The 21,607-nt window shown below is 72.0% G+C and carries 18 protein-coding genes and 1 pseudogene; 14 read left to right on the forward strand and 5 right to left on the reverse strand.

Annotated elements, in window-relative coordinates; genetic code table 11:
- Positions 1-102 precede the first annotated feature (102 nt).
- The 4 genes from ACFY9S_RS36705 (at position 103) to ACFY9S_RS36720 (ending at position 4,042) form a co-directional block, all read left to right on the forward strand.
- Positions 103-1,260: a WD40/YVTN/BNR-like repeat-containing protein gene (locus ACFY9S_RS36705; protein ID WP_391137648.1), complete on the forward strand. Its 1,158-nt coding sequence runs from the start codon at positions 103-105 to the stop codon at positions 1,258-1,260.
- 87 nt (positions 1,261-1,347) lie between these two features.
- Entirely contained in the window at positions 1,348-2,025 is a 678-nt protein-coding gene (locus ACFY9S_RS36710) for a uracil-DNA glycosylase (protein ID WP_391137651.1), read from the forward strand.
- On the forward strand, positions 2,022-3,008 hold the full coding sequence (locus ACFY9S_RS36715) for a BadF/BadG/BcrA/BcrD ATPase family protein (RefSeq protein WP_391137654.1): 987 nt from the start codon (positions 2,022-2,024) through the stop codon (positions 3,006-3,008). The genes ACFY9S_RS36710 and ACFY9S_RS36715 overlap by 4 nt, the downstream gene beginning before the upstream one ends.
- Positions 3,009-3,118: 110 nt before the next feature.
- On the forward strand, positions 3,119-4,042 hold the full coding sequence (locus ACFY9S_RS36720; RefSeq protein ID WP_391137656.1) for a sirohydrochlorin chelatase: 924 nt from the start codon (positions 3,119-3,121) through the stop codon (positions 4,040-4,042).
- Between the two features lie 101 nt (positions 4,043-4,143).
- Here the strand turns inward: ACFY9S_RS36720 and ACFY9S_RS36725 are convergent, their stop codons facing one another.
- Together ACFY9S_RS36725 and ACFY9S_RS36730 are read right to left on the reverse strand one after the other, a co-directional pair.
- The gene (locus tag ACFY9S_RS36725) at positions 4,144-5,169 is read right to left on the reverse strand and encodes a beta-propeller fold lactonase family protein (protein WP_391137659.1); all 1,026 of its coding nucleotides are present in this window, start codon (positions 5,167-5,169) and stop codon (positions 4,144-4,146) included.
- 373 nt (positions 5,170-5,542) lie between these two features.
- A complete protein-coding gene (locus tag ACFY9S_RS36730) occupies positions 5,543-7,033 on the reverse strand; it encodes an FUSC family protein (RefSeq protein WP_391137662.1) in 1,491 nt (496 codons plus the stop codon).
- Between the two features lie 198 nt (positions 7,034-7,231).
- Here ACFY9S_RS36730 and ACFY9S_RS36735 point away from each other — a divergent pair.
- From ACFY9S_RS36735 to ACFY9S_RS36750, 4 genes and pseudogenes are all read left to right on the forward strand, one after another.
- Positions 7,232-7,707 (forward strand): annotated as a pseudogene (locus ACFY9S_RS36735) (Lrp/AsnC family transcriptional regulator).
- 19 nt (positions 7,708-7,726) lie between these two features.
- Positions 7,727-8,413 (forward strand): HAD-IA family hydrolase, encoded by a 687-nt coding sequence (locus tag ACFY9S_RS36740; RefSeq protein WP_391137665.1) that lies wholly within the window; start codon positions 7,727-7,729, stop codon positions 8,411-8,413.
- A 197-nt stretch (positions 8,414-8,610) separates the two neighbouring features.
- Positions 8,611-11,433 (forward strand): beta-L-arabinofuranosidase domain-containing protein, encoded by a 2,823-nt coding sequence (locus ACFY9S_RS36745; RefSeq protein WP_391137769.1) that lies wholly within the window; start codon positions 8,611-8,613, stop codon positions 11,431-11,433.
- A 135-nt stretch (positions 11,434-11,568) separates the two neighbouring features.
- Positions 11,569-12,321, forward strand: a complete 753-nt coding sequence (locus ACFY9S_RS36750; protein ID WP_391137668.1) for a DUF4142 domain-containing protein — start codon at positions 11,569-11,571, stop codon at positions 12,319-12,321.
- Between the two features lie 15 nt (positions 12,322-12,336).
- Here ACFY9S_RS36750 and ACFY9S_RS36755 read toward each other — a convergent pair whose 3' ends face one another.
- Positions 12,337-13,086, reverse strand: coding sequence for a LysR substrate-binding domain-containing protein (locus tag ACFY9S_RS36755; RefSeq protein WP_391137671.1), 750 nt, complete (start codon positions 13,084-13,086; stop codon positions 12,337-12,339).
- A 37-nt stretch (positions 13,087-13,123) separates the two neighbouring features.
- Between ACFY9S_RS36755 and ACFY9S_RS36760 the strand changes: the two genes are divergently transcribed.
- The 6 genes from ACFY9S_RS36760 (at position 13,124) to ACFY9S_RS36785 (ending at position 19,111) form a co-directional block, all read left to right on the forward strand.
- On the forward strand, positions 13,124-13,528 hold the full coding sequence (locus ACFY9S_RS36760) for a DUF5997 family protein (protein ID WP_391137673.1): 405 nt from the start codon (positions 13,124-13,126) through the stop codon (positions 13,526-13,528).
- A 200-nt stretch (positions 13,529-13,728) separates the two neighbouring features.
- Complete coding sequence (locus ACFY9S_RS36765) at positions 13,729-15,078, forward strand: extracellular solute-binding protein (protein WP_391137676.1); 1,350 nt, start codon at positions 13,729-13,731, stop codon at positions 15,076-15,078.
- The gene (locus ACFY9S_RS36770) at positions 15,075-15,986 is read left to right on the forward strand and encodes an ABC transporter permease subunit (RefSeq protein ID WP_391137678.1); all 912 of its coding nucleotides are present in this window, start codon (positions 15,075-15,077) and stop codon (positions 15,984-15,986) included. The genes ACFY9S_RS36765 and ACFY9S_RS36770 overlap by 4 nt, the downstream gene beginning before the upstream one ends.
- A complete protein-coding gene (locus tag ACFY9S_RS36775) occupies positions 15,983-16,927 on the forward strand; it encodes an ABC transporter permease subunit (protein ID WP_391137680.1) in 945 nt (314 codons plus the stop codon). Before ACFY9S_RS36770 ends, ACFY9S_RS36775 begins: the two co-directional genes overlap by 4 nt.
- Positions 16,928-16,955: 28 nt before the next feature.
- Positions 16,956-17,864: a 5-dehydro-4-deoxyglucarate dehydratase gene (locus tag ACFY9S_RS36780; protein ID WP_391137683.1), complete on the forward strand. Its 909-nt coding sequence runs from the start codon at positions 16,956-16,958 to the stop codon at positions 17,862-17,864.
- The gene (locus tag ACFY9S_RS36785; RefSeq protein ID WP_391137686.1) at positions 17,861-19,111 is read left to right on the forward strand and encodes an enolase C-terminal domain-like protein; all 1,251 of its coding nucleotides are present in this window, start codon (positions 17,861-17,863) and stop codon (positions 19,109-19,111) included. Before ACFY9S_RS36780 ends, ACFY9S_RS36785 begins: the two co-directional genes overlap by 4 nt.
- A gap of 37 nt (positions 19,112-19,148) precedes the next feature.
- On the opposite strand, the gene ACFY9S_RS36790 is transcribed toward ACFY9S_RS36785, so the two are convergent.
- On the reverse strand, positions 19,149-20,045 hold the full coding sequence (locus ACFY9S_RS36790; RefSeq protein ID WP_391137689.1) for a peptidoglycan-binding protein: 897 nt from the start codon (positions 20,043-20,045) through the stop codon (positions 19,149-19,151).
- Positions 20,045-21,589: a DUF6519 domain-containing protein gene (locus tag ACFY9S_RS36795; RefSeq protein WP_391137692.1), complete on the reverse strand. Its 1,545-nt coding sequence runs from the start codon at positions 21,587-21,589 to the stop codon at positions 20,045-20,047. The genes ACFY9S_RS36790 and ACFY9S_RS36795 overlap by 1 nt, the downstream gene beginning before the upstream one ends.
- Positions 21,590-21,607: the final 18 nt, after the last annotated feature.

Raw genomic sequence — 21,607 nt, forward strand, 5'->3', positions numbered from 1 at the left:
TCCCTGCGTGCCCCCCTGTGGGACAGGCCCGCGCCGCTTCTGTCTCCTCGCCGCCGACACCCCGCTGACCTGCGGCGGAGCTCGGTCCGGGGGTGACTGTCAGTGGCCGGGTGCAGACTGGCCGGTGTCCGGGACGAAGGCGTCGACGAGGACGCCGCGGAGGTGATCGGCATGACCGAGGTACTGCTCGCCGTGGGCACGCGCAAAGGCCTGTTCATCGGGCGCCGGCGAGGTGGTGGCGTCTGGGAGTTCGACGAGAGCCCCTACTTCAACGCGCAGGCCGTGTACTCGGTCGCCATCGACACCCGGGCCGGGACCCCGCGGCTGCTGGCCGGCGGCGACAGCGCGCACTGGGGCCCGTCCGTGTTCCACTCCGACGATCTGGGCCGCACCTGGACCGAACCGGCCCGTCCGGCGGTCAAGTTCCCCCAGGACACCGGGGCGTCCCTGGAGCGTGTGTGGCAGCTGCACCCGGCCGCCGCCGAGCCGGACGTGGTGTACGCGGGGACGGAACCGGCCGCGCTGTACCGCTCGGAGGACCGCGGGGAGACGTTCGAGCTGGTCCGGCCCCTGTGGGAGCACCCCACGCGGTCGAAGTGGGTGCCGGGTGGCGGCGGTGAGGGCCTGCACACCGTGCTCACCGACGCGCGCGACCCGCGGGCTGTGACGGTCGCCGTCTCGACGGCCGGTGTGTTCCGCACCCTGGACGGCGGCGCGAGCTGGACACCCTCCAACTCGGGTGTGTCCGCGGTGTTCCTGCCCGACCCGAACCCGGAGTTCGGCCAGTGCGTGCACAAGGTCACGCGGGACGCCGCCACTCCGGACCGGCTGTACCTGCAGAACCACTGGGGGGTGTACCGCAGCGACGACGCGGGCGCCCACTGGACGGACATCGGCGAGGGCCTGCCGTCCACCTTCGGCTTCGCGGCGGTGGCGCATCCGCACAGGGGCGACACGGCGTACGTCTTCCCGATCAACGCCGACGCCGACCGGGTCCCGGCCGATCACCGGTGCCGGGTCTACCGGACGGCGGACGCGGGCAAGAGCTGGGAGCCCCTCTCGGCGGGTCTGCCCCAGGAGGACCACTACGGCACGGTGCTGCGCGACGCGATGTGCACGGACGACGCCGACCCCGCGGGCGTCTACTTCGGCAACCGCAACGGCGAGGTGTTCGCGTCCGCGGACGACGGCGACAGCTGGCAGCAGCTCGCCCAGCACCTGCCGGACGTGCTGTGCGTGCGGGCCGCGCTCGTCGGCTGAGGCGCGGACGCGGCGGGGGACGAGGTTGCGCACAGGCGTTGGCCACCGGTTGATCGCCGCTGCCCGTACGGCAGTAGGGTGACGCCCGTGGCACCACGACCCTTGCATGAAATCGTCGAAGCGGGCTGGGCGAAGGCCCTGGAACCGGTGGCCGAACGCGTCGCCGCGATGGGGGACTTCCTCCGCGCGGAGATCGCCGCGGGACGCACCTACCTCCCGGCCGGGCCGAACGTCCTGCGGGCCTTCAAGCAGCCCTTCGACGACGTACGGGTCCTGATCGTCGGTCAGGACCCGTACCCCACTCCGGGGCACGCGGTGGGGCTGTCGTTCTCGGTCGCCCCCGAGGTGCGGCCACTGCCCGGCAGCCTCATCAACATCTACCGCGAGCTGAACAGCGACCTGGGGCTCCCCCAGCCGTCCAGCGGTGACCTCACGCCGTGGACACGGCAGGGCGTGCTGCTGCTCAACAGGGCTCTGACCACCGCCCCGCGCAAGCCCGCCGCCCACCGCGGCAAGGGCTGGGAGGAGGTCACGGAGCAGGCCATCCGGGCTCTGGCGGGGCGCGGCAAGCCACTGGTGTCCATCCTGTGGGGCCGTGACGCCCGCAATCTGCGTCCGCTCCTCGGCGATCTGCCCTCCGTCGAGTCCGCCCACCCCTCCCCCATGTCGGCGGACCGGGGCTTCTTCGGCTCCCGCCCGTTCAGCCGGGCCAACGACCTGCTGATCCGCCAGGGCGGCCAACCGGTGGACTGGCGCCTGCCGTGAGCGGGGTGTCGGAGGAGTCCGGGTTCCTCGCCGTGGACTCCGGCGGTTCCGGGCTCCGGGCCGTGGTGGGGACCGCCGAGCGCGGACCGCTGGCCCGGCGGACATCCGGCGAGCCGGTCCGCACGGGCGACCGGGGCATCGATCCCGGGCACTTCATGACGCAACTCGTGCCGCTGGTGCGCGCGCTGGCCGCCGAGGCGGGAGCGGTGCCGCTGACCGCCGTCGCCGTCGGCGCGGCCGGGCTGGCCTCCCTGGGCGACGGGCTGCGCGCCGAACTGCCGGGCGCCCTGGCCCGGGAGTGGGGCGTGCGCAGGGTCGCACTGGCCGCCGACGCCGTGACCGCGTACGTGGGTGCGCTCGGGCCGCGGCCCGGTGCCGTGATCGCCGGCGGCACGGGACTGATCGCGGTGGGTACGGACCTGACCGGCTGGCGGCGTGCGGACGGCTGGGGGCATCTGCTCGGCGACTGCGGGAGCGGCGCCTGGATCGGGCGGGCCGGTCTCGAGGCCGCGCTGCGCGCCCACGACGGGCGCGAGGGCGGCTCGGCCCGGTTGCTGGCCGGCGCCGAGGAGGAGTTCGGGCCCGTCGCCGGGCTGCCCGGCGCCCTGTATCCCCGTGCCGACCGTCCCGCCCTGCTCGCCTCCTTCGCGCCCCGCGTGGCCGCCTGCGCCGACGAGGACCCCGTCGCCGCGGGCATCCTGCGGGAAGCCGCCCGGCACATGGCCGGCTCCGCGGCGGCCGTGTGCCCCTCCGGCGGTGAGCCGCGCGTCGCCGTCACCGGCGGCCTGTTCAAGCTGGGCGATCCGCTGCTCGGGCCGCTGGACGAGGAACTGACGCGGCGGCTCCCGCAGGTTCGGCGGGTGCCTGCCGAAGGCGATCCGCTGCACGGCTCGGTGCGCATCGCGGCGGAACTGAGCAGGGGTCCGCTCACGCTGCCGGGCGACGAGACGATGCTGTCCGTGACCACCCGGTCGGGTGATTGATCCGATCACATCCCATCCGTACGTAACACATCAGACAAAACCGGACGGATACCGCTCACCTGCACCCTCCCCGAACAGGGGAACCCAAGAAGCCAGTAACATGCGGCGCCATGAGTTCCCCCACTGGGCCCGCGGATGGCCTGCCCGTACGAATGCCGCGCCCCCGCCAGCCCGGACGGCACCGCCGTCCCGAGCCGCTGGTTGCTCCCGAGGGCGCGCCGGCGCTCGTCCTCGTCGTGCCGGGGACGCCCAGTAGCGCCACGCGCAGCCTCGCCGACGAGGTCGTGAGCATCGCCCGCTCCGAGCTGCCCGGCCTCGACGCCCGCATCGGGTACCTCGACGGGGACAACGCGGAGTTCCCCACGCTGCAGGCCGTGCTCGTGCACGCCGCCGAGGAGCGCACGGCCCGTTTCGAGCAGGCCCGCGCCGCCGGCATGGACGTCAAGATGCCCGACGGCCCCGTCGCCGTCGTCGTTCCGCTGCTCGCCGGCCCGGACAGCGCGCTGCTGCGCCGGGTCCGCCAAGCCCTCATGGAGAGCCGGGTCGCGGCCGAGCTGACCGACGTCCTCGGCCCGCACCCGCTGCTCGCCGAGGCGCTGCACGTGCGGCTGTCCGAGGCCGGTCTGGCCCGTGCGGACCGTGCTCGGCTGTTCACCGTGGCGACCGCCGCGGACGGCATCGTGCTGGCGTCGGTGGGCGGTGACGAGGCCGTGCAGGCGGCCGGGATCACGGGCATGCTGCTGGCCGCGCGCCTCGCCGTGCCGGTGATGGCCGCGGCCCTGGACCAGGAGGGCTCCATCGCGTCCGTCGCCGAGCAGCTGCGCTCCTCCGGCTCGCAGCAGTTGGCGCTCGCGCCGTATCTGATCGGCCCGGAGATCGAGCCGGGCCTGATCGAGGAGGCCGCGAAGGAGGCGGGCTGCTCCGCCGCGGAGTCGCTCGGCCCGTACCCGGCGATCGGCAAGCTGGCCCTGGCCAAGTACACGACGGCGCTGGGCATCGCTCCGCAGCAGGCGCAGAGCACGCCGGTGCGCTGACGCGAGGCGCTGCGCGCTACGCCGAGAAGGCCCGCTCCGGGATTCCGAGCGGGCCTTCGCCGTCGGGATGGGTGTCCGGTGGGGCGTGTAGCGGCCCCTGCTCAGGCGAGGGCCACGCAGGACGCGGCCGGCACCCTGATCGAGCCGCCGCGTCGCGGGACGCCGGTGAGCGGGTCGACCGCGAACCACGTCACGTCGCCGGAGCGCTCGTTGGCGACGTACAGGAAGCCGTCGGAGGCGGCGAGGGCGCGCGGCCAGTGGCCGCCGCACCGCACCGTGGTGACGAGACGCAGCTCTTCGCCCCGCACGGCGAGCACGGACAGGACGTCCTCGCCTCGGGTGGCGGTCCACACGAAGCGGCCGTCGGGCGAGGTGACGATGCCCGACGGGTAGGCGTCGCCCGCCGGTGCGCCGGGCAGGACCGGGGTTTCGGACAGCGGCGTGAGGACGCCTTCCGCCGCGTCCCAGCGGCACACGGTGACGGAGGGGCTCAGTTCGTTGACGACGTAGGCGTACGAGCCGTCCGGGTGGAAGGCCAGGTGACGCGGACCCGAGCCGGGGCGCAGGGCGGTCTCCCGGTACAGGGCGAGGGCGCCGTCCACCAGCGTGCACACCCGCACCGAGTCCGTGCCGAGGTCCACGCTGACGGCCCAGCGGCCGCTCGGGTCGGGCTGCACCTGGTGGGCGTGCGGCCCCTGTTGGCGAGGCGTGTGCGGCCCGGCGCCGGTGTGCCGGAGCACGCCGGAAGCGGACCGCGCGAGGGTGCCGTCGGGGCGGACGGGGACCGCGGTGACACTGCCGGAGCCGTAGTTGGCGGTCAGGACGTGCCCCGCGAACAGGCTGAGGTGGGTCGGTCCGCTGCCGCCGACCGGCACGGGCCGCCCGGCCGGCTCGGGCTTGTCACCGGCCACCCGGTACGCGGCCACCGCGCCCTCGGCCGTCTCACTGACCGCGTACAGCGTCTCCTTGTCGTCGGCGAGGACCAGGCAGGAGGGGTCCGGGACGGCCTCCACACTGCTCAGGACGGTCAGTGCGCCGCTGCCGGCGTCGACCTCCGCCGTCACGATCCCGGGGCCGCCGGCCGCCGTGAACGACCCGATGAAGGCCCGTCGTCTGCCGTCCGCCACCGCTGTCCCCTCTCGTCCGCCTCGTCCGCACGCCGTCCGGAGAGACCGCGCAGCCGATCATGCAAGGTCTAGACCATGCGGTCAAGGGGTGGTTCGCCCAGTCGGACCCGTCGCAGAAGTGCGCGGAGCCCCGGGCCGTCGGCGCCGGGGCCTGCCCGGCAGCAGAAGCACCTCGGCTCGGGTCGGCTCGGCCGAGGCGCGCTCCAAGCCCTCACGAGCGCCCGGCAGGGCCAGCCCTCGACGTCCGCGACGGGCGGGCCAGCTCGACGACGCCCCCGAGCCACGCCGCGCCCCGGCCAGCCCCCCGAACCGGCGGCTCGCGCAACAAGCGGGTCGCCTCGGCCGAGACGCGTTCAGGGGCGTGGAGCCTCCGTCAGGCCCCCACCAGCGGCGAGCCCGACGGCGTACGCAGGGGGCGGGCCAGTTCGGTCAGGGCTCGTTCCAGGCCGTGCAGATGAGCCAGGGCGGGTTCCGCGTGGGGCGACCCGTCCGCGTGGAGCGCGATGTCCCTGCCCTCCGTCAGGGCTTCGACGGCCGCCTCCACCCGTCGGCAGGCCGTGGCCAGGCGGGTGTCGTGGGAGGCCTCCGGGTCGGCGGCGACGGCTGCCAGGCCGCGGATCTCCCGGGCACAGTCGTCGAGCAGGTCCAGGACGTGCCGGGCCCGGCGCTTGCGGCCGAGCATCGGGTTCAGCGGATGCACGAGCGGGGCGACCGAGAGCCGTACCCGGGCGAGGAGCTGCTCCAGCTCCGCCACCCGCGGGGCGGGGTCGGCGTCGGCCGCACCCGCGAGTCGCCGGGCGGTCTCGACGGCGCAGGCGTGCACGCAGCGCAGGGCCCGCCGGATCCAGGCGTCGGTGATGCTGTGGGTGGTGACGGGCAGGACGAGGATCACGGCGAGGGCGGCGCCGAGCGCCCCGACGCCGGTCTCGGCGAGCCGCAGGGCGAGCAGGTCCGGGCCGAGCACGCCCAGGAGGCCGTAGAGCAGTCCGGCGAGGAGGGTGACCCAGAGCATCATCCATGTGTAGGACACGGCGGCCGTGTAGAAGATGCCGAAGACACAGACGGCGGCGAGAGCGGCCGTGACGGCGGGGTCACCGTGCACGGGCAGGGCCACGAGCAGGCCGATGCCGATGCCGATGACCGTGCCGAGCAGCCGCCGGAAGCCGCGGACCAGGGTCTCGCCGCGCGAGGTGGTGTTGACGAAGATCCACCAGGTGGCGCCGACGGCCCAGTACCAGCGCTGCCCGGACACCAGCTGGCCCACGACGAGGGCGAAGCCGGCTCCGGCGGTCGCCTGGATCGCCTGGCGGGTGGTGACCCGGGCCAGGCCGGTGCCGCCCGGCGGGGCGGGCGCGACGGGCGGGGGCAGGCGGCGCTCGTAGCACCACAGGCCGAAGCGCACCGCGGCGGCGGCGAGGACGGACAACAGGACCGCGGCGTACAGCTGGGGCAGCTGGCCGGTGGTGGCGTGCAGGAACTGCGCCACGAAGAAGGTCATGAACGCGAACACGCCGAGGCTGTGCCCGCGCGGGCCCCAGCGCCGCGCGTACACGCCCGCACCGACGACGGCGAGGAAGGTGAGGTCCCGCGCCACCGGGTGGTCGTGCAGCCCGGCCGCGGCGGTGAGGACGGGCAGGCCGACGACGGGCAGCAGCGCGGTCGTGACGGCCTGGCCGCGGACCGTCGCGTCGGTGACGGTGAACAGGGCGAGCAGGGCGGCGAGACAGCCGGTGACGGTACCCGCGAGGGAGTGCCCGGCGAGGCCGCACAGGGTGCCCGCGAGCGCGATGCCGAGTACGGCTCGTCCGGCGAACCGCAACCGCGTCCGCCCGGGATCCGGAGCCATGAACACCCTCTTCAGCACCGCTTACCGCCCCTTTCGAAACACCGGTCATGAGTACGCATGAAAAAGGCGCCGCGGGGTCCGCAGCGCCATCGACGCACCCATATCAGCATCCCGGAGGCAACTGGCTCAACCGGCTCTTTCTAGACTGGTCCATTGGTACAGCCTGAGCGACCGAAGGGCGGCCGCGGCAGAGCCAACGGACGAGGAGGACGCGCCATGCCCGTGGACGAGCTCGACACCCGCATCCTGCGGCTGCTGCTGGAGCAGCCGCGCACGAGTGTGCGCGAGTACGCCCGGATCCTCGGCGTCGCCCGGGGCACACTGCAGGCCCGCCTCGACCGGCTGGAGCGGGACGGCGTGATCACCGGCACTGCACCGGCTCTCTCCCCCGCCGCACTCGGGCATCCGGTGCTGGCTTTCGTGCACATCGAGGTCACTCAGGGCCATCTCGACGAGGTGGGCGACGCGCTGGCGGCCGTGCCGGAGATCGTCGAGGCGTTCTCGATCACGACGGCGGGGACCTGCTGGCCCGGGTGGTGGCGCGGGACAACGCGCACCTGGAGGACGTCGTCCAGAAGCTGATCAGCATGCCCGGGGTGGTGCGCACCCGTACCGAGGTCGCCCTGCGCGAACGCGTGTCCCACCGGATGCTGCCGCTGGTGGAGTCGATCGGGCGGTCGGCCCGCGGATGATCTTTGAGAGCATGACCCCATGAGCAAGCTCCGCGGAATATCGGTCATCTTCGATCTCGACGGAACACTGGTGGACAGCGAGCCGAACTACTACGAGGCAGGCCGCCAGACGCTCGCCGCGTACGGCGTCGGCGACTTCACCTGGGCGGACCACGAGCGGTACGTCGGCATCGGCACGCAGGAGACGGTCGCGGACTGGAAGGACCGCTACGACCTGCCCGCCTCGGTGGACGAACTGCTCGTCGCCAAGAACCGCCGCTATCTGGAGCTGGCCCGCAGCGGCACACGCGCCTACCCCGAGATGCGCACGTTCGTCGAACTGCTGGCGGCCGAGGGCGTTCCCATGGCCGTGGCCTCGGGCTCGTCCCCGGAGGCCATCGCCGCGGTGCTGACCGGAACCGGGCTGGACGCGCATCTGCACACCATGGTCTCCGCCGAGGAGGTCGCGCACGGAAAGCCGGCTCCGGACGTCTTCCTGGAGGCGGCCCGCAGGCTCGGCGCGGCCCCGTCCGACTGTGTCGTACTGGAAGACGCCGCTCCCGGTGCCGCCGCCGCGCACGCGGCCGGCATGCGGTGCATCGCGATCCCGTACGTCCCGGCCCAGGTGGACGCACCGGAGTTCGCGACCGCGGGCCTGCTGCTGCGGGGCGGGCAGGGCGAGTTCACGGGGCAGGCGGCGTTCGACTGGCTGTGCCGGACCGAGTAGCTCCGCGGACGGACGACCTCCGGGTCCTCCGGAACGGGGGGACGGCACCTTCCTCGCCCCGGGGGGCCGATGTCCCGGTCGGATCTGAACACCAATCCTGTCCGCAGCGTTGACGCCCCCTCACCCCACGCATAACGTCTGGCCGACCCCCCGCACATCGTTCGAAATGACGAACGATGCCTCTCATGGAGGAGACCATGGCGCCGCCCCTGTCCAGACGATCCCTTCTCCAGGCCGCGACCCTCGCCGCGGCCGTACCCGCCTTCTCCGGGACGACGGCGGGGCGGGCCGAGGCCGCAGCGCCCGCGGCCGCCGTCGGCGTCGGCGCCCCCTCGGCCTGGACCGTCCGGCCCTTCGGGCTCGAGGAGGTGAGCCTCGGTCAGGGTGTCTTCGCCGACAAGCGGAAGCTGATGCTGGACCACGCCCGCGGCTACGACGTCAACCGGATGCTCCAGGTGTTCCGCGCCAACGCCGGTCTCCCCACCGGTGGCGCGGTGGCCCCCGGCGGTTGGGAGGGCCTGGACGGCGAGGCCAACGGCAACCTGCGGGGCCACTACACCGGCCACTTCCTGACCATGCTGGCGCAGGCGTACCTCGGGACGAAGGAGCAGGTGTTCGCCGACCGGATCGGCACCATGGTCGGAGCGCTGACCGAGGTGCGCGCGGCGCTGCGGCGGGAACCGGCGGTGCTGAGCGTCGACGGGAGGTTCGGGACCGCCGCTGACCAGGTCCGGGGCTCCTACCAGTACGTGGACCTTCCGGCGGCCGTGCTCGGCGGGGCGTCGGCGATCACGCTGTCCGTATGGGTGCGTCCCACGCACGACGCCGGCTGGACCCGGATCTTCGATTTCGGCGACGGCACCAGCCGCTACCTGTACCTGGCCGCCCGCAACCAGGCCGGGGTGCCGCGTTTCGCCGTCACCACCTCGGGCGCCGGAGGCGAGCAGGGCCTGAACGGCACGGCCGCGCTGCCGCTGAACCGGTGGAGCCACCTGGCGATCACGATCGCGGACGGCACCGGCACGCTCTACGTCAACGGCACCCCCGTGGCGCGCAACACGGCGATGAGCCTCACACCGGCGGCCCTCGGCACGCTGAGGAACAACTGGCTCGGCCGCTCGAACTACTCCGCCGACCCGGTCTTCGCGGGCGCCTTCGAAGAGTTCAACGTGTTCTCGCGGGCGCTGACCGCCGCCGAGATCACCGAGTTGCAGAGCCGCCGGGCCGCCGACGCCTCGACGGGCCGGGGCGACCTCGCGTCGTACGCCTTCGACGAGACGGCGGGCGGAACCTTCGCGGACGCCTCCGGCCGGGGCCTGACCGCCACCCTTCGCCGCACCTGGGGCGGGCCCAGCCACCCCGGATTCCTCGCGGCGTACCCGGAGACGCAGTTCATCGAACTGGAGTCGCGGACCACCCCCGACTACACCAAGGTGTGGGCGCCGTACTACACCGCGCACAAGATCCTCAGGGGTCTGCTCGACGCGTACACCGCCACGGGCGACGACCGCGCCCTCGACCTCGCGTCCGGCATGTGCGAGTGGATGTACGCACGGCTGTCCAAGCTGCCGGAGTCCACGCTCCAGCGCATGTGGGGGATCTTCTCCAGCGGCGAGTTCGGCGGCATCGTCGAAGCGATCTGCGACCTGCACACGATCACCGGCAAGGCCGAACACCTCGCGCTGGCCAAGCTGTTCGACCTCGATCGGCTGATCGACGCCTGCGCGGCGAACACCGACATCCTCGACGGGCTGCACGCCAACCAGCACATCCCGATCTTCACCGGTTATGTGCGGCTGTACGACGAGACGGGCGAGGAGCGCTATCTGACGGCGGCGAAGAACTTCTGGGACATGGTCGTACCGCACCGCATGTACGGCATCGGCGGCACCAGCACCCAGGAGTTCTGGAAGGGCCGGGACGTGATCGCGGGCACGATCGGCCCGACCACGGCCGAGACCTGCTGCGCGTACAACATGCTCAAGCTGAGCCGGACCCTGTTCTTCCACGATCAGGACCCGAAGTACATGGACTACTACGAGCGGGCCCTGTTCAACCAGGTGCTCGGCTCGAAGCAGGACAAGCCGGATGCGGAGAAGCCGCTCGTCACGTACTTCATCGGGCTGACGCCCGGTCACGTCCGGGACTACACGCCCAAGCAGGGCACGACCTGCTGCGAGGGCACCGGCATGGAGAGCGCCACGAAGTACCAGGACTCGGTGTACTTCGCGGCGTCCGACGGCAGTGCCCTCTACGTCAACCTGTACAGCCCGTCCACGCTGACCTGGGCGGAGAAGGGTGTCACGGTCAGGCAGACCACCCGCTTTCCGGAGGAGCAGGGCAGCACGCTGTCCTTCGGGGGCCGTCGTGCCGCCTTCACGCTGCGGCTGCGGGTGCCGTCGTGGGCGAGTGCCGGGTTCCGGGTGACCGTCAACGGACGTGCGGTGTCCGGGACTCCGAAGCCCGGGAACTACTTCGACGTGTCGCGGACCTGGCGGGCCGGTGACACCGTCCGCATCGCCATGCCGTTCCGGACGCGGGTGGAGAAGGCCCTCGACGACCCGTCGCTGCACACGCTGTTCCACGGCCCGGTCAACCTGGTCGCCCGGGACGCCGCGACGGAGTACCTGAAGGTCGGGCTGTACGGCCGCGCCGGACTGTCCGGCGACCTGTCGCACTCCCTCACACCGGTGCCGGGCAAGCCGCTGCACTTCGCGCTGGACGGGAGGGAGTGGGCGCCGTTCGCCGAGGGGACCGAGGACCCGACGCACGCCTACTTCCGGCGCTCGGAGGCGAAGATCGTCTTCGGCGGCCGGGACTCGGGCGTCGCCAACCCGGCGAAGCCTGACGGCACCACGCTGCTGGACGAGCTCTGGGCGGGAGCGCCGTTCCGCAACAAGGGGGCACTGGTGGCGCGGGTGCGGACCACGGTGGACGCCTGGGTGTCGGCCGGGCTGCTGAGCAGGCCGGACGCGGACAAGGTGGTGGCGACGGCGGCAGCGGCCTCGTACCGGCCCTGAGCTCCTGACCGGCCGGGGCGTGCGGCGTCCGAGCGGGCGCCGCACACGGCCGAACTTTTTTGCGGCAGGGGTGATTGTTTTGGCCCTGGCATCCGTACCTCCTGGCGTTGGGCCGTTTCATATCCAGGAGGCACGATGCGCATCTCGCGCAGCACGGCAGGAACCGCGTTCGTGGGCGGTGCGATGATCCTGACGCTCACCGCGCTCGCCTACCCGAGCATGCTGGGCGTGCAGAACACGGCTTCCAGCCAGGACCGCATCATCGCCAACACCCAGTACGGTCCGCTGACCGAGGCGGACCGCGACTTCGTGGTGAAGGTGCGCGCGGCCGGCCTGTGGGAGCACCCCCTGGGTCTGCTGGTGATGCAGCGCGGTGGTTCGCCCGCGATGAAGGAGGCCGGTGAGCACCTGGTCGTCGGGCACGGGCGCCTGGACGCCGCCTGCCGCAGGGTCGCCCCCGAGCTGGGCATCACGCTGCCCAACCAGGCGTCGCCCCAGCAGCAGCAGTTCGTGGCGACGGTGGAGGGCGCCCAGGGGCAGGAGTTCGACTCGACCGCGACCACCATCATGCGCGTGACCCACGGTCAGATCTTCTCGACGATCGCCAAGATCCGCGCCAACACGCGGAACTCCCTGGTGCGTCAGCTCGCCGACCAGGCCAATTCAACGGTGCTGGACCACATCACGATCCTGGAGAAGACCGGCCTGGTCAATCACGAGCAGGTCACCCTCCAGCAGACCAGCCCGCCGAAGATGCCTGAGGAGATGACCACGCCTCCGCCGCCGCAGCCGGGTGCGCCGGTCCTGAACCTGAACATCCCCAAGGAGCTGGAGGACCTGCGCACGGAGGCTCCGAACGCGATCCAGCCGTCGCCTTCCGCAGGGTGAGCGAGGACTCCTGAGTCAGGAGCGGCGGCGAGGTTTGCCCCGCTTGCCGCTCTTGGGGGCGCCGCCGGAGGACCCGCGTCGCTTCGCTCCCGCCGCCCTGACCGGCTGCTTGCGGCGGTCGTCGCGCTGGGCCTTCTCCTGCGCCGGGGACTGCTGACGGCCCCGGGTACTGTTGACCGTGCGGCCGCGGACGATGCCGATGAAGTCCTCGACGTGGTCCGTCTTCGCGTCCTCGGGCCAGGCCAGGGCCACGCTCGACTCGGGGGCGTCCTTGAGGGGCCGGTGGGTGAGGTCCTTGCGGTGGTGCAGCCGGGCGAGCGACAGCGGGACGACGAGGACGCCGACGCCCGCCGCTACCAGTTCGACGGCGTCGGCCGTGGTGGCGGGCCGTTCCAGGGCCGGCCTCCCGGGCAGGCGCTCCCAGTCGAGGACGTCGTCGAGGGGGTGCAGCACGATGTCGTCGGCCAGATCCTCCGGAGCCACCTCGTCGACGGCGGTGACCAGGTGGTCCCTGGGCACGAGGACGACGGTCTGCTCGGTGTAGAGGGGGATCGCGCTGAAGACCGACCGGTCCACGGGTGTGCGGACGAGGCCCGCGTCGGCGTCCCCGCCCAGCAGCCGCTCGGCCGCCGCTTCGGCGGGCACCTGCGTGAGGGTCAGCGGGACGCCGGGCTGCCGCTCGTTCCAGATGCGCACCCATTTGTCGGGCATCACCCCGGGGACGTATGCGAGCCGGAACGAGGGGGTTACATCCGAGCCTGTCACCTCGCCAGGTTACCGGCCGTGGTCAGGGGGCGTGCACATGCTCGATACCCTGGGGTCCATGACGTCGCACCAGAGCACCCAGACGATGAAGCCCGCGACCGCGGCGAAGAAGCTGGGTGTGTACCTCGAGGCCACCCCCGCCGACTTCCAGGAGGGTGTCGTCTCGCGCGCCGAGCTGAACGAGCTCCAGGCGAACCCGCCGCAGTGGCTGCAGGACCTGCGGCGCGACGGCCCGCACCCCCGGCCCGTGGTCGCCGCGAAGCTCGGGGTCTCCATCGCGGGTCTCGCGCGCGCCGGCGTCACCGAGCCCCTCACCACCGAGCAGATCGAGGCGCTGAAGCAGGAAGGACCCGAGTGGCTGGAGCGGGAGCGCACCACCCAGGCGGAGGTCCGCAAGGAAGCGGAACGGATCAAGAAGAAGAACGCCGAACGTCAGGCCTGACCTGAGCACCCTTCCTTTTCGGACGGCCCCCACCGGATGACCCGGTGGGGGCCGTCGCGGTTTTCTCGGCGTTTCCGGGCGTCGTGTGGTGTCGGTGAAATCTTTCGGCCATGTCTTGACATGGCGCAGAAACGATCCGTAGCTTGGCCGATCATTTAGATTCGTGAAGCGGGTTCACGGATATGAACGGAGAGCCATCCATGCGGGATCGTAGACGCTGTACCGCCGTGCGGCTCCACCGCGTGCACCGCCTGGCCGCCACGCTCGCCGTCTCGGGACTTTTGTTCGGAACGGCCGCCTGCGGCTCCGGTTCCGGCAGCGCCCGGGCCGGCGACCCGAACACCCTGGAGGTGTGGACCCGGAGTGATCCGGAGTCCGCCCAGACCTACGACCGTGTGTTCGCCGCCTTCACGAAGAAGACCGGCATCAAGATCGACTACCAGCCGGTCATGAACTTCGACCAGCAACTGCAGAGCCGCGCGTCCACCAAGGACCTGCCGGACGTCATGATCAACGACACGGCCCTGATGGGCAGCTACCAGGCCCAGGGCCTGCTCAAGCCGATCACCCCGGCCTCGATCGCGGGTCATGACGAGATCACCGCCAAGTCCTGGTCGTCGACGGTAGGCCGCGACGGCAGGCACTACGGCATCCCGTACTCCCGCCAGGCCCTGACCCTGTTCGTCCGCAAGGACTGGCGCGAGAAGCTCCGCCTGCCGCAGCCGAAGACCTGGCAGGACACGCTCGACCTCGCCAAGGCCTTCGCCACCCGTGACCCGGACGGGGACGGCAGGAAGGACACGTACGGCATGGTCGTGCCGGGCAGCGCCCAGAACGGCTATGTCGCCTGGTGGGGAGCGAGCTACCTGTGGCAGGGCGGTGTGCGGATCCTCGACAAGGAGGGTTCCGGCTACCGGCCCGCCATGGACTCGCCGGCCGCCCTGCGCACCGTCACCTGGATGAAGAAGAACCTCTTCTGCGGCGACAACGGTGTCATCCAGCCCAGCGCCCTGACGTCCGTCACCGCGAACACCACCAACTTCCAGGACGGCAACGCCGGGATGTACCTCACCGGCCCGTACAACATCTCCACCTTCGACAAGGCACTCGGCAAGGACACGTACGAGGTCCTGCCCGCCCCCGCGGGCCCCGCCGGCAACGACGTGCTGGCCGACGGCGAGAACATCTACTTCGGCGCCAGGACCGGCAAGGCCGAGCAGGAACAGACGCTCGCCGCGTTCCTCGTCTCCCCCGAGGGACAGGAGCTCGCCATGACCGGCGACCACCAGCCCGTCGTGCGCATCCCCGTCAACGCCACGCTCGACGCGGCGAAGGTGCGCGACGACCCCCGCTGGAGCGTGGTGCAGAAGGCGTACGAGACCGCCTCCGTGCCGTTCCCCAACGCGCCGGACTTCGCCCCGGTCAAGCAGGACACCGCCGACGCGCTCAACGCGATCTTCACCTACTGCGGCAGCGACGTCCGCTCCGGCCTGAAGGAACTCAACGACACCCTCGCCGGTGACCTCAAGGACCAGGAGCTGCTGAAATGACCGCGACCGTGACCACACCCGGGCGGCGCAGAGCCCGGATCATCGGCAAGAGAGCCGTACTGCCCTGGCTGTTCCTCGCCCCCGGCCTGCTGCTGGCCCTCGTCTTCAAGTTCCTGCCCATGGGCAAGGGCGTCTGGCTCAGCTTCTTCGAGGTGCGGCCCTTCCTCGGTGACCAGTGGGTCGGTCTCGACAACTACACGCGGGTCCTGACCGACCACCGCTTCCAGGACGCCATCGGCCACACGCTGGTCCTCGGCGTCGGCATGTCCCTCGGCGGGATCCTCGTCGGCTCCGCGCTGGCGCTGCTGCTGGAGGGCCAGGCCCGCTCGCTGAAGATCATCCGGACCGCGGTGTTCCTGCCCGTCGTCACCGCCACCGCGGTGGTGGGTGAGATGTGGCGGCTGATGTACTACCCGACCTCCGACGGCCTCATCAACAGCGGCCTCGGGCTGCTCGGGCTGGGGCCCGTGCCCTACCTGGACAACCCCGACACCGCGCTGTGGGCGACCATGGCCATGGGCATCTGGATGCTCGCCCCGTACAACATGGTGATCATGCTCGCCGGACTCGCGGGCGTGGACCGCTCGCTGTACGAGGCCGCCGCGATGGACGGCGTCTCCCTGTGGCAGCGGCTGCGGCACATCACGCTGCCGGCGATCCGCCCCGCACTCGGCATCGTCCTCACCCTGGCCGCCATCCGCGGCCTGCGCGTCTTCACCGAGGTGTACGTCCTCACCGGCGGCGGGCCGGCCGGCTCCACCGACGTGTGGATGACCCGCGCCTACACCCTCGGCTTCACCCGTAACGACATCGGCGGCGCCTCGGCCGCCTCCGTGGTTCTGCTCTGCGTGACGCTGCTGCTCACCGTCACGGTCAACTACCTCCGCAAGAGGGGAGACGTGAGATGAGCGCCCCCGCCATCGACCCCGTCCGGACTCCGGTGACCGCCACTCCCGCGCGCAAGTCCGCCGGGAAGCAGCGCACCACCCCCGCCCGCTTCGACACCGCCCTCGGCTGGAGCGACCGGCCGGGCCCCGCCTGGGCCCTGCGCGTGCTGCTCTGCCTGCTCGCCCTGGGCGTGTTCGCGGCGCCGTTCCTGACGATCTTCTCCGGCTCCTTCAGCGAGAAGGCCAGCGGTTCGGCCCTGTCGTTCCTCCCGCACCACCCCACCCTGCTGAACTTCGACGTGGCGGGCCAGCGCGGCATCTGGGACTACTTCGGCAACTCCCTGGTCATCGCGGGCGGCGGACTGCTGCTCCAGCTCGCCGTGTGCACGCTGGCGGCGTACGCCCTGGCCCGGCACAAGTTCCGCGGCCAGGCGCTGGTCCTGACCCTGTTCATGCTGACGATGATGCTCCCCGAGGAGGTCATCGCCATCCCGCTCTCCCTCGTCCTCGGTCATGTTCCCGTGATCGGCGTCGACCTGAAGGGCACCGTCTGGGGTGTGATCCTGCCGCTCGGCGCCTGGGGCTTCTCCGTGATGCTCCTGACGGAGTTCATGAAGGACATCCCCACCGAGATCGAGGAGGCCGCCCGCATCGACGGCGTCGGCGAGCTGCGGATGCTGTGGCAGGTCATCCTGCCACTGTGCAAGCCCGCGCTCGGTGTGGCCGGGGTGCTCGGCTTCATCATGATCTGGGACCAGTACCTGCTGCCCCTGATCGCCGCGAAGGACCCCACCGACTACACGGTCACCGTCGCCCTGTCCATCCTGCGCACCGACCCCGAGGTCGGCTCCGGGGTGGTGCTGGCCGGTGCGGTCATCGCCCTGGTCCCCAGCCTGATCGTCTATCTGCTCCTGCAGCGCTCGCTGGTCACCGGCATCGCCGCCGGTGCCACCAAGGGCTGACACCCAACCCCCCACGTTTGAGGGAGACATGAAGTTCCACGGAGTGCTGTTCTTCCCGGTCACGCCGTTCGCGGCGGACGGTTCACTGGACGAGGAACGGCTGGCCCAGCACATCGAGTCGGGGGTCGCCGCGGGCACGGGAGGTGTGTTCGTCGCCTGCGGCACCGGTGAGTTCCACGCGTTGTCGGCCCAGGAGATCGAACGGGCCACCCGGGTCGCCGTGCGGACCACGGCAGGACGTGTGCCGGTCCTGGCGGCGGCCGGTGGCCCCACGCCGGTCGCCCGGGACCAGGCCGCCCGCGTCGAACGCGCCGGTGCCGACGGCATCCTGCTGCTGCCGCCCTACCTCGTCAGCGCCCCGCAGCGGGGCCTCGTGCGGTACGTCGAGGAGGTCGTCGCGGCCACGGACCTGCCCGTCGTCTTCTACCAGCGGGGCACCGCCCGGCTCACCGCGGAGACGGCCGCCGCGATCGCCGCCCTGCCCGGGGTCGTCGGGCTGAAGGACGGCATCGGGGACATCGAGCGGATGCACCGGATCGTGCGCGCGGTACGTGCCGTTCCGGGCACGGAGGACTTCCAGTTCTTCAACGGTCTGCCCACCGCCGAGATGACCGCGCCCGCCTACCAGGGCATCGGCGTGGAGCTGTACTCCTCGGCGGTGTTCGCCTTCGCCCCGGAGATCGCCCTGGCCTTCCACCGGGCGCTCGCCGAGGACGACGACGCCCTGGTCTCCCGGCTCCTCGACGAGTTCTACGGCCCGCTGGTCGCCCTGCGCGACGAGGTCCCCGGGTACGCCGTGTCGCTCGTCAAGGCCGGGGTGACGCTGCGGGGCCTGGACGTCGGCGGTGTGCGGGCTCCGCTGCTCGACCCGACGCCGGAGCACGTCGCCCGGCTCGCGAAACTCCTCGACCACGGCCTGGAGGTGGCCGGCGCATGAGCTCCACGCGTATCCGCGAGCTGATCGTCACCCCGATCGCCTTCGGTGACCCGCCGCTGCTCAACTCCAACGGCGTGCACGAGCCGCTCGCCCTGCGAATCATCCTCCAACTGGTCCTGGAGGACGGCACCGTGGGACTCGGGGAGTCGCCGGGCGGGTCGGACCGCCTGGAGCGGCTGCACGCCGCCGCGGAGGTCGTCGTCGGCATGGACGTCTTCGACACCACCGCCGTCGCCGCCGCGATCGACGCGGCGCTGCTGCCGACCGTGCCGAGCTCCCACGAGCGCGGCTGGACCACCTCGGCGATCGAGGTGGCCTGTCTGGACGCGCAGGGCAGGCTGCTCGGCCGTCCGGTCAGCGACCTGCTGGGCGGCAGGGTCCGTGACGCGGTGCCGTTCGCCGCGTACCTCTTCTACAAGTGGGCCGAACACCCCGCGCTCGACGGCCGTGCGGCGATCGGCGACGACTGGGGCGAGGCCCTCGATCCGGCCGGGATCGTGGAACAGGCCCGGCTGATGCGGGAACGCTACGGCTTCCGGTCGTTCAAGCTGAAGGGCGGTGTCCTCCCGCCCGACGAGGAGATCGCCGCGATGCGGGCCCTGGCCGAGGCATTCCCCGGGCAGCCACTGCGGCTGGACCCGAACGTGGCGTGGACGGTCGAGACGTCGAAGTACGTCGCCCGTGAACTCGACGGCGTCCTGGAGTACCTGGAGGATCCGACCAAGGGCATTCCCGGTATGGCGGAGGTGGCGAAGGACTCCCCCATGCCGCTCGCGACCAACATGTGCGTGATCGCCTGGGAGCATCTGAAGCCGGCCGTCGAACAGGACGCGATCCAGGTCCTGCTCACCGACCACCACTACTGGGGCGGGCTGCGCCGCACCCGTGAACTTGCGGCCGTCTGCGAGGCGTTCGGGCTCGCCCTGTCGATGCACTCCAACTCGCACCTGGGCATCAGCCTCGCCGCGATGACCCATGTCGCCGCGGCCATCCCCAACCTCGACCACTCCTGCGACACCCACTACCCGTGGAACTCGGCCGACGACGTGATCGTGCCGGGCGTGCTGGAGTTGCGCGACGGTGCGGTGCAGGTGCCCACCGGGCCGGGGCTGGGTGTCGAGCTCGACCACGACAAGCTCGGTGAGCTGCACCGGCGTTACGTCGACTCCGGTGTGCGAAGCCGTGACGACACCGGCTACATGCAGCGGTTCCAGCCGGAGTACGAGCGGCTGCTCCCCCGCTGGTGACACCCGTGCGCCCCTCCGCGGGGAGGGGCGCACGCCCTCACTTACCGGACCCGGGCACCTTCAGCCGGTCCCAGGTGAGCTTGCCGGGGATGCCGTCGGCGTCCTTGCCGGAGAAGCCCTGCTTCTGCTGCCACAGCGCGTAGGACCGGCGGTCGGCCTCGGTCCAGTCGGGGCTCGGCCCCTCCTCGTAGCGGCTGCAGCCCTCGGCGACCAGGCGGCGGCCCATCGCCGTGATGACCGGGGAACGCTGCCCGACGTGGAAGAACGCGGCACCCGGGAACGGCTCGTGGGACGGCTTGGGCGCCGGCTTCGGGTCGGGGGCCGGCTTGCCGCCGCCCCCGCCGCCCTCGAGCCGCTGGGCTATGCGCTTGCGCATGCCGTCCATCGTGAAACCGCGCGGGTCGACCTTGCCCGGCTGCCACTCCTTGTGGCCGATGACGGAGCGCTCGGACCAGCCGTGGTGCCGGCAGATCGCCGCTGACACCTTCTCGATGGCCTCCTTCTGCGCCTCGGGCCAAACGTCCTTGCCGTTACCGAGGTTGATGCACTCGAAGCCGTAAAAGTGCCGGTTGCCGTCGGTGTCGGCCTCGTTGTCGGACGGCAGCTTCGACTCGTTGATCACGGCACGCAGGACGTCGCTGTCGCCGAGACCGGCGTGGTTGGCCCGGCCGTTGCCGACCAGGTGCACGTGGCCCTTCTTGTCGATGACGCCGTGGCACAGCGGGCCGGGCAGGCTCGAGTAGCCGTCGTAGCAGATGTCGACGGAGGAGGCGGTGCCGGAGGTGACGGTGTGGTGGATCATCACGCCGTTCACCGGACCCCAGGGGCCCTTGCTGTTGCGGTTGTGGGTGCGCCATCTGCGGACCTCGTGGACGGTCACGCCCTCGGCCCGCAGGATCTCCACCAGCTTCGACGCGCTCAGCGGCTTGGCCATCAGTTGTCTCCCTCCACGGCTGCTTCCGCCTCCGCTGTGGTCTGGGACCTCCCCCGGGAGGGGTCCTCCGCGGCCTGCTCCTCGCGGCGGGCCTGCTCCTCGACGGCGAGCGTCGCCTCGTCCGCGGCCGGCATGCTGCTCGCCAGCGGGCCGAAGGCCAGGCGCAGGTCGACCGCGCTGCCCTCGCCCTTGATCAGGGCCAGCGGGGCGAAGTGCCGGGCGATGCCGGCCGGTCCCCGGAGCAGGGGGCGGCGGGCCGGGTCGACCGGCCACTCGACACCGCCGGTGGCGGTGCGGGCGGGCACGATCCAGTGGTCGCCGGTGCGGTAGCCGCCGCCCTTGGCGAAGTACACCTCGACACCGTCCTCCAGGGGCAGCCACTCCCCCTCCGTGACGGGGATCGCGCCGCCGCGCAGGTCGGTACTGCGGCCCTTGCGCTTCGGGCCGCCGTGGTGGTCCCAGCGGCGCAGGTACGGGTTCAGGTGCGCCAGCCGTCCGACGCCCGGGTCCGGTTCGGCGGACAGGCGGACGCGGCGGCCGGACAGGTCCAGTTCCTCGACGCGCAGCAGCGGCAGGGGCTCCAGGCGGGAGGCGTAGGCGGTGTCGACGAACTCCACGTGGTCGCCGACGTCGAGGTCCAGCTTGTCGTCGTGGCCGAGTGAGGCCAACTGCACCCAGGTGCCGTCGAGTTCGTCGACGGGGAAGACGACCGAGCCGTTCTCGCGGGACCACTTGAAGGTGGCGTCCTTCGCCTCGCCGCCCTCGTGCACCTCCACCCGGTACAGCTGGTTCTCCGGTCCGCGGTAGCGGGCGCCCGGCTTGACCAGGCAGGGGTCCTCGTCGGCGTGGTCGGGCCGCTCGCTGCGGGCGGCGAGCCGGGCCGAAGGGGCCGACTGCCGCTGCGCCCAGCGGGTGAAGCCGGCGCGGACGACCTCCTTGGACGGGTCGCCCTCCTCGATCTCCAACTGGGTGAGGGACAGGGCCAGCACCTGCCAGACGACCTTGACGCGGGCGGCGGTGTCGGGCATGGCCGCGCCGAGGGCGACCTCGCGCAGCGCCGGGTCCTCGGCGGCGCCGACCGTGCGCTCCCACACGTTCAGGTAGACGAGGAACGGCGTCTGGGCGGGCGAGGGCAGCCGGTCTCCGGGCTTCTCCGGGTCGCGAAAGCCGTCGGGCTGGTCCCAGTAGGTCCAGTGCGCCGGCGGCTGCGGTGCGGACTCCTCGCTCTCCTCGTCGGTGACGGGCACCCCGGCCGCCGGGCGGTCGGCGTCGCACAGGATGCCGTCGACGTAGTAGCGGCCGCCGTGGATGAGGAGCGTGTCGATCTCGTGCTTGCCGCCCACGTACTCGATGCGGAAACCTGCGGCCTCGCGCGGCCCGCCGTGCGGGCCGATCAGGTCGGCGGCGAGGCTGCGGGCCTGGTGGAGCTGGATCGCGGTCTGCTCGTTGAGGTCCGCGTCGAGCTGGACGCGGCCCTGCTGGGCGACGACCGCGGAGTAGTGCCGCTCCGGCCGGAACGTGGAGCGGGAGAGGTCTGCGTGCATGAAGGGTGTCCCCCCTGG

Source organism: Streptomyces sp. NPDC012474, from assembly GCF_042955185.1.
Lineage (GTDB): Bacteria > Actinomycetota > Actinomycetes > Streptomycetales > Streptomycetaceae > Streptomyces > Streptomyces cahuitamycinicus.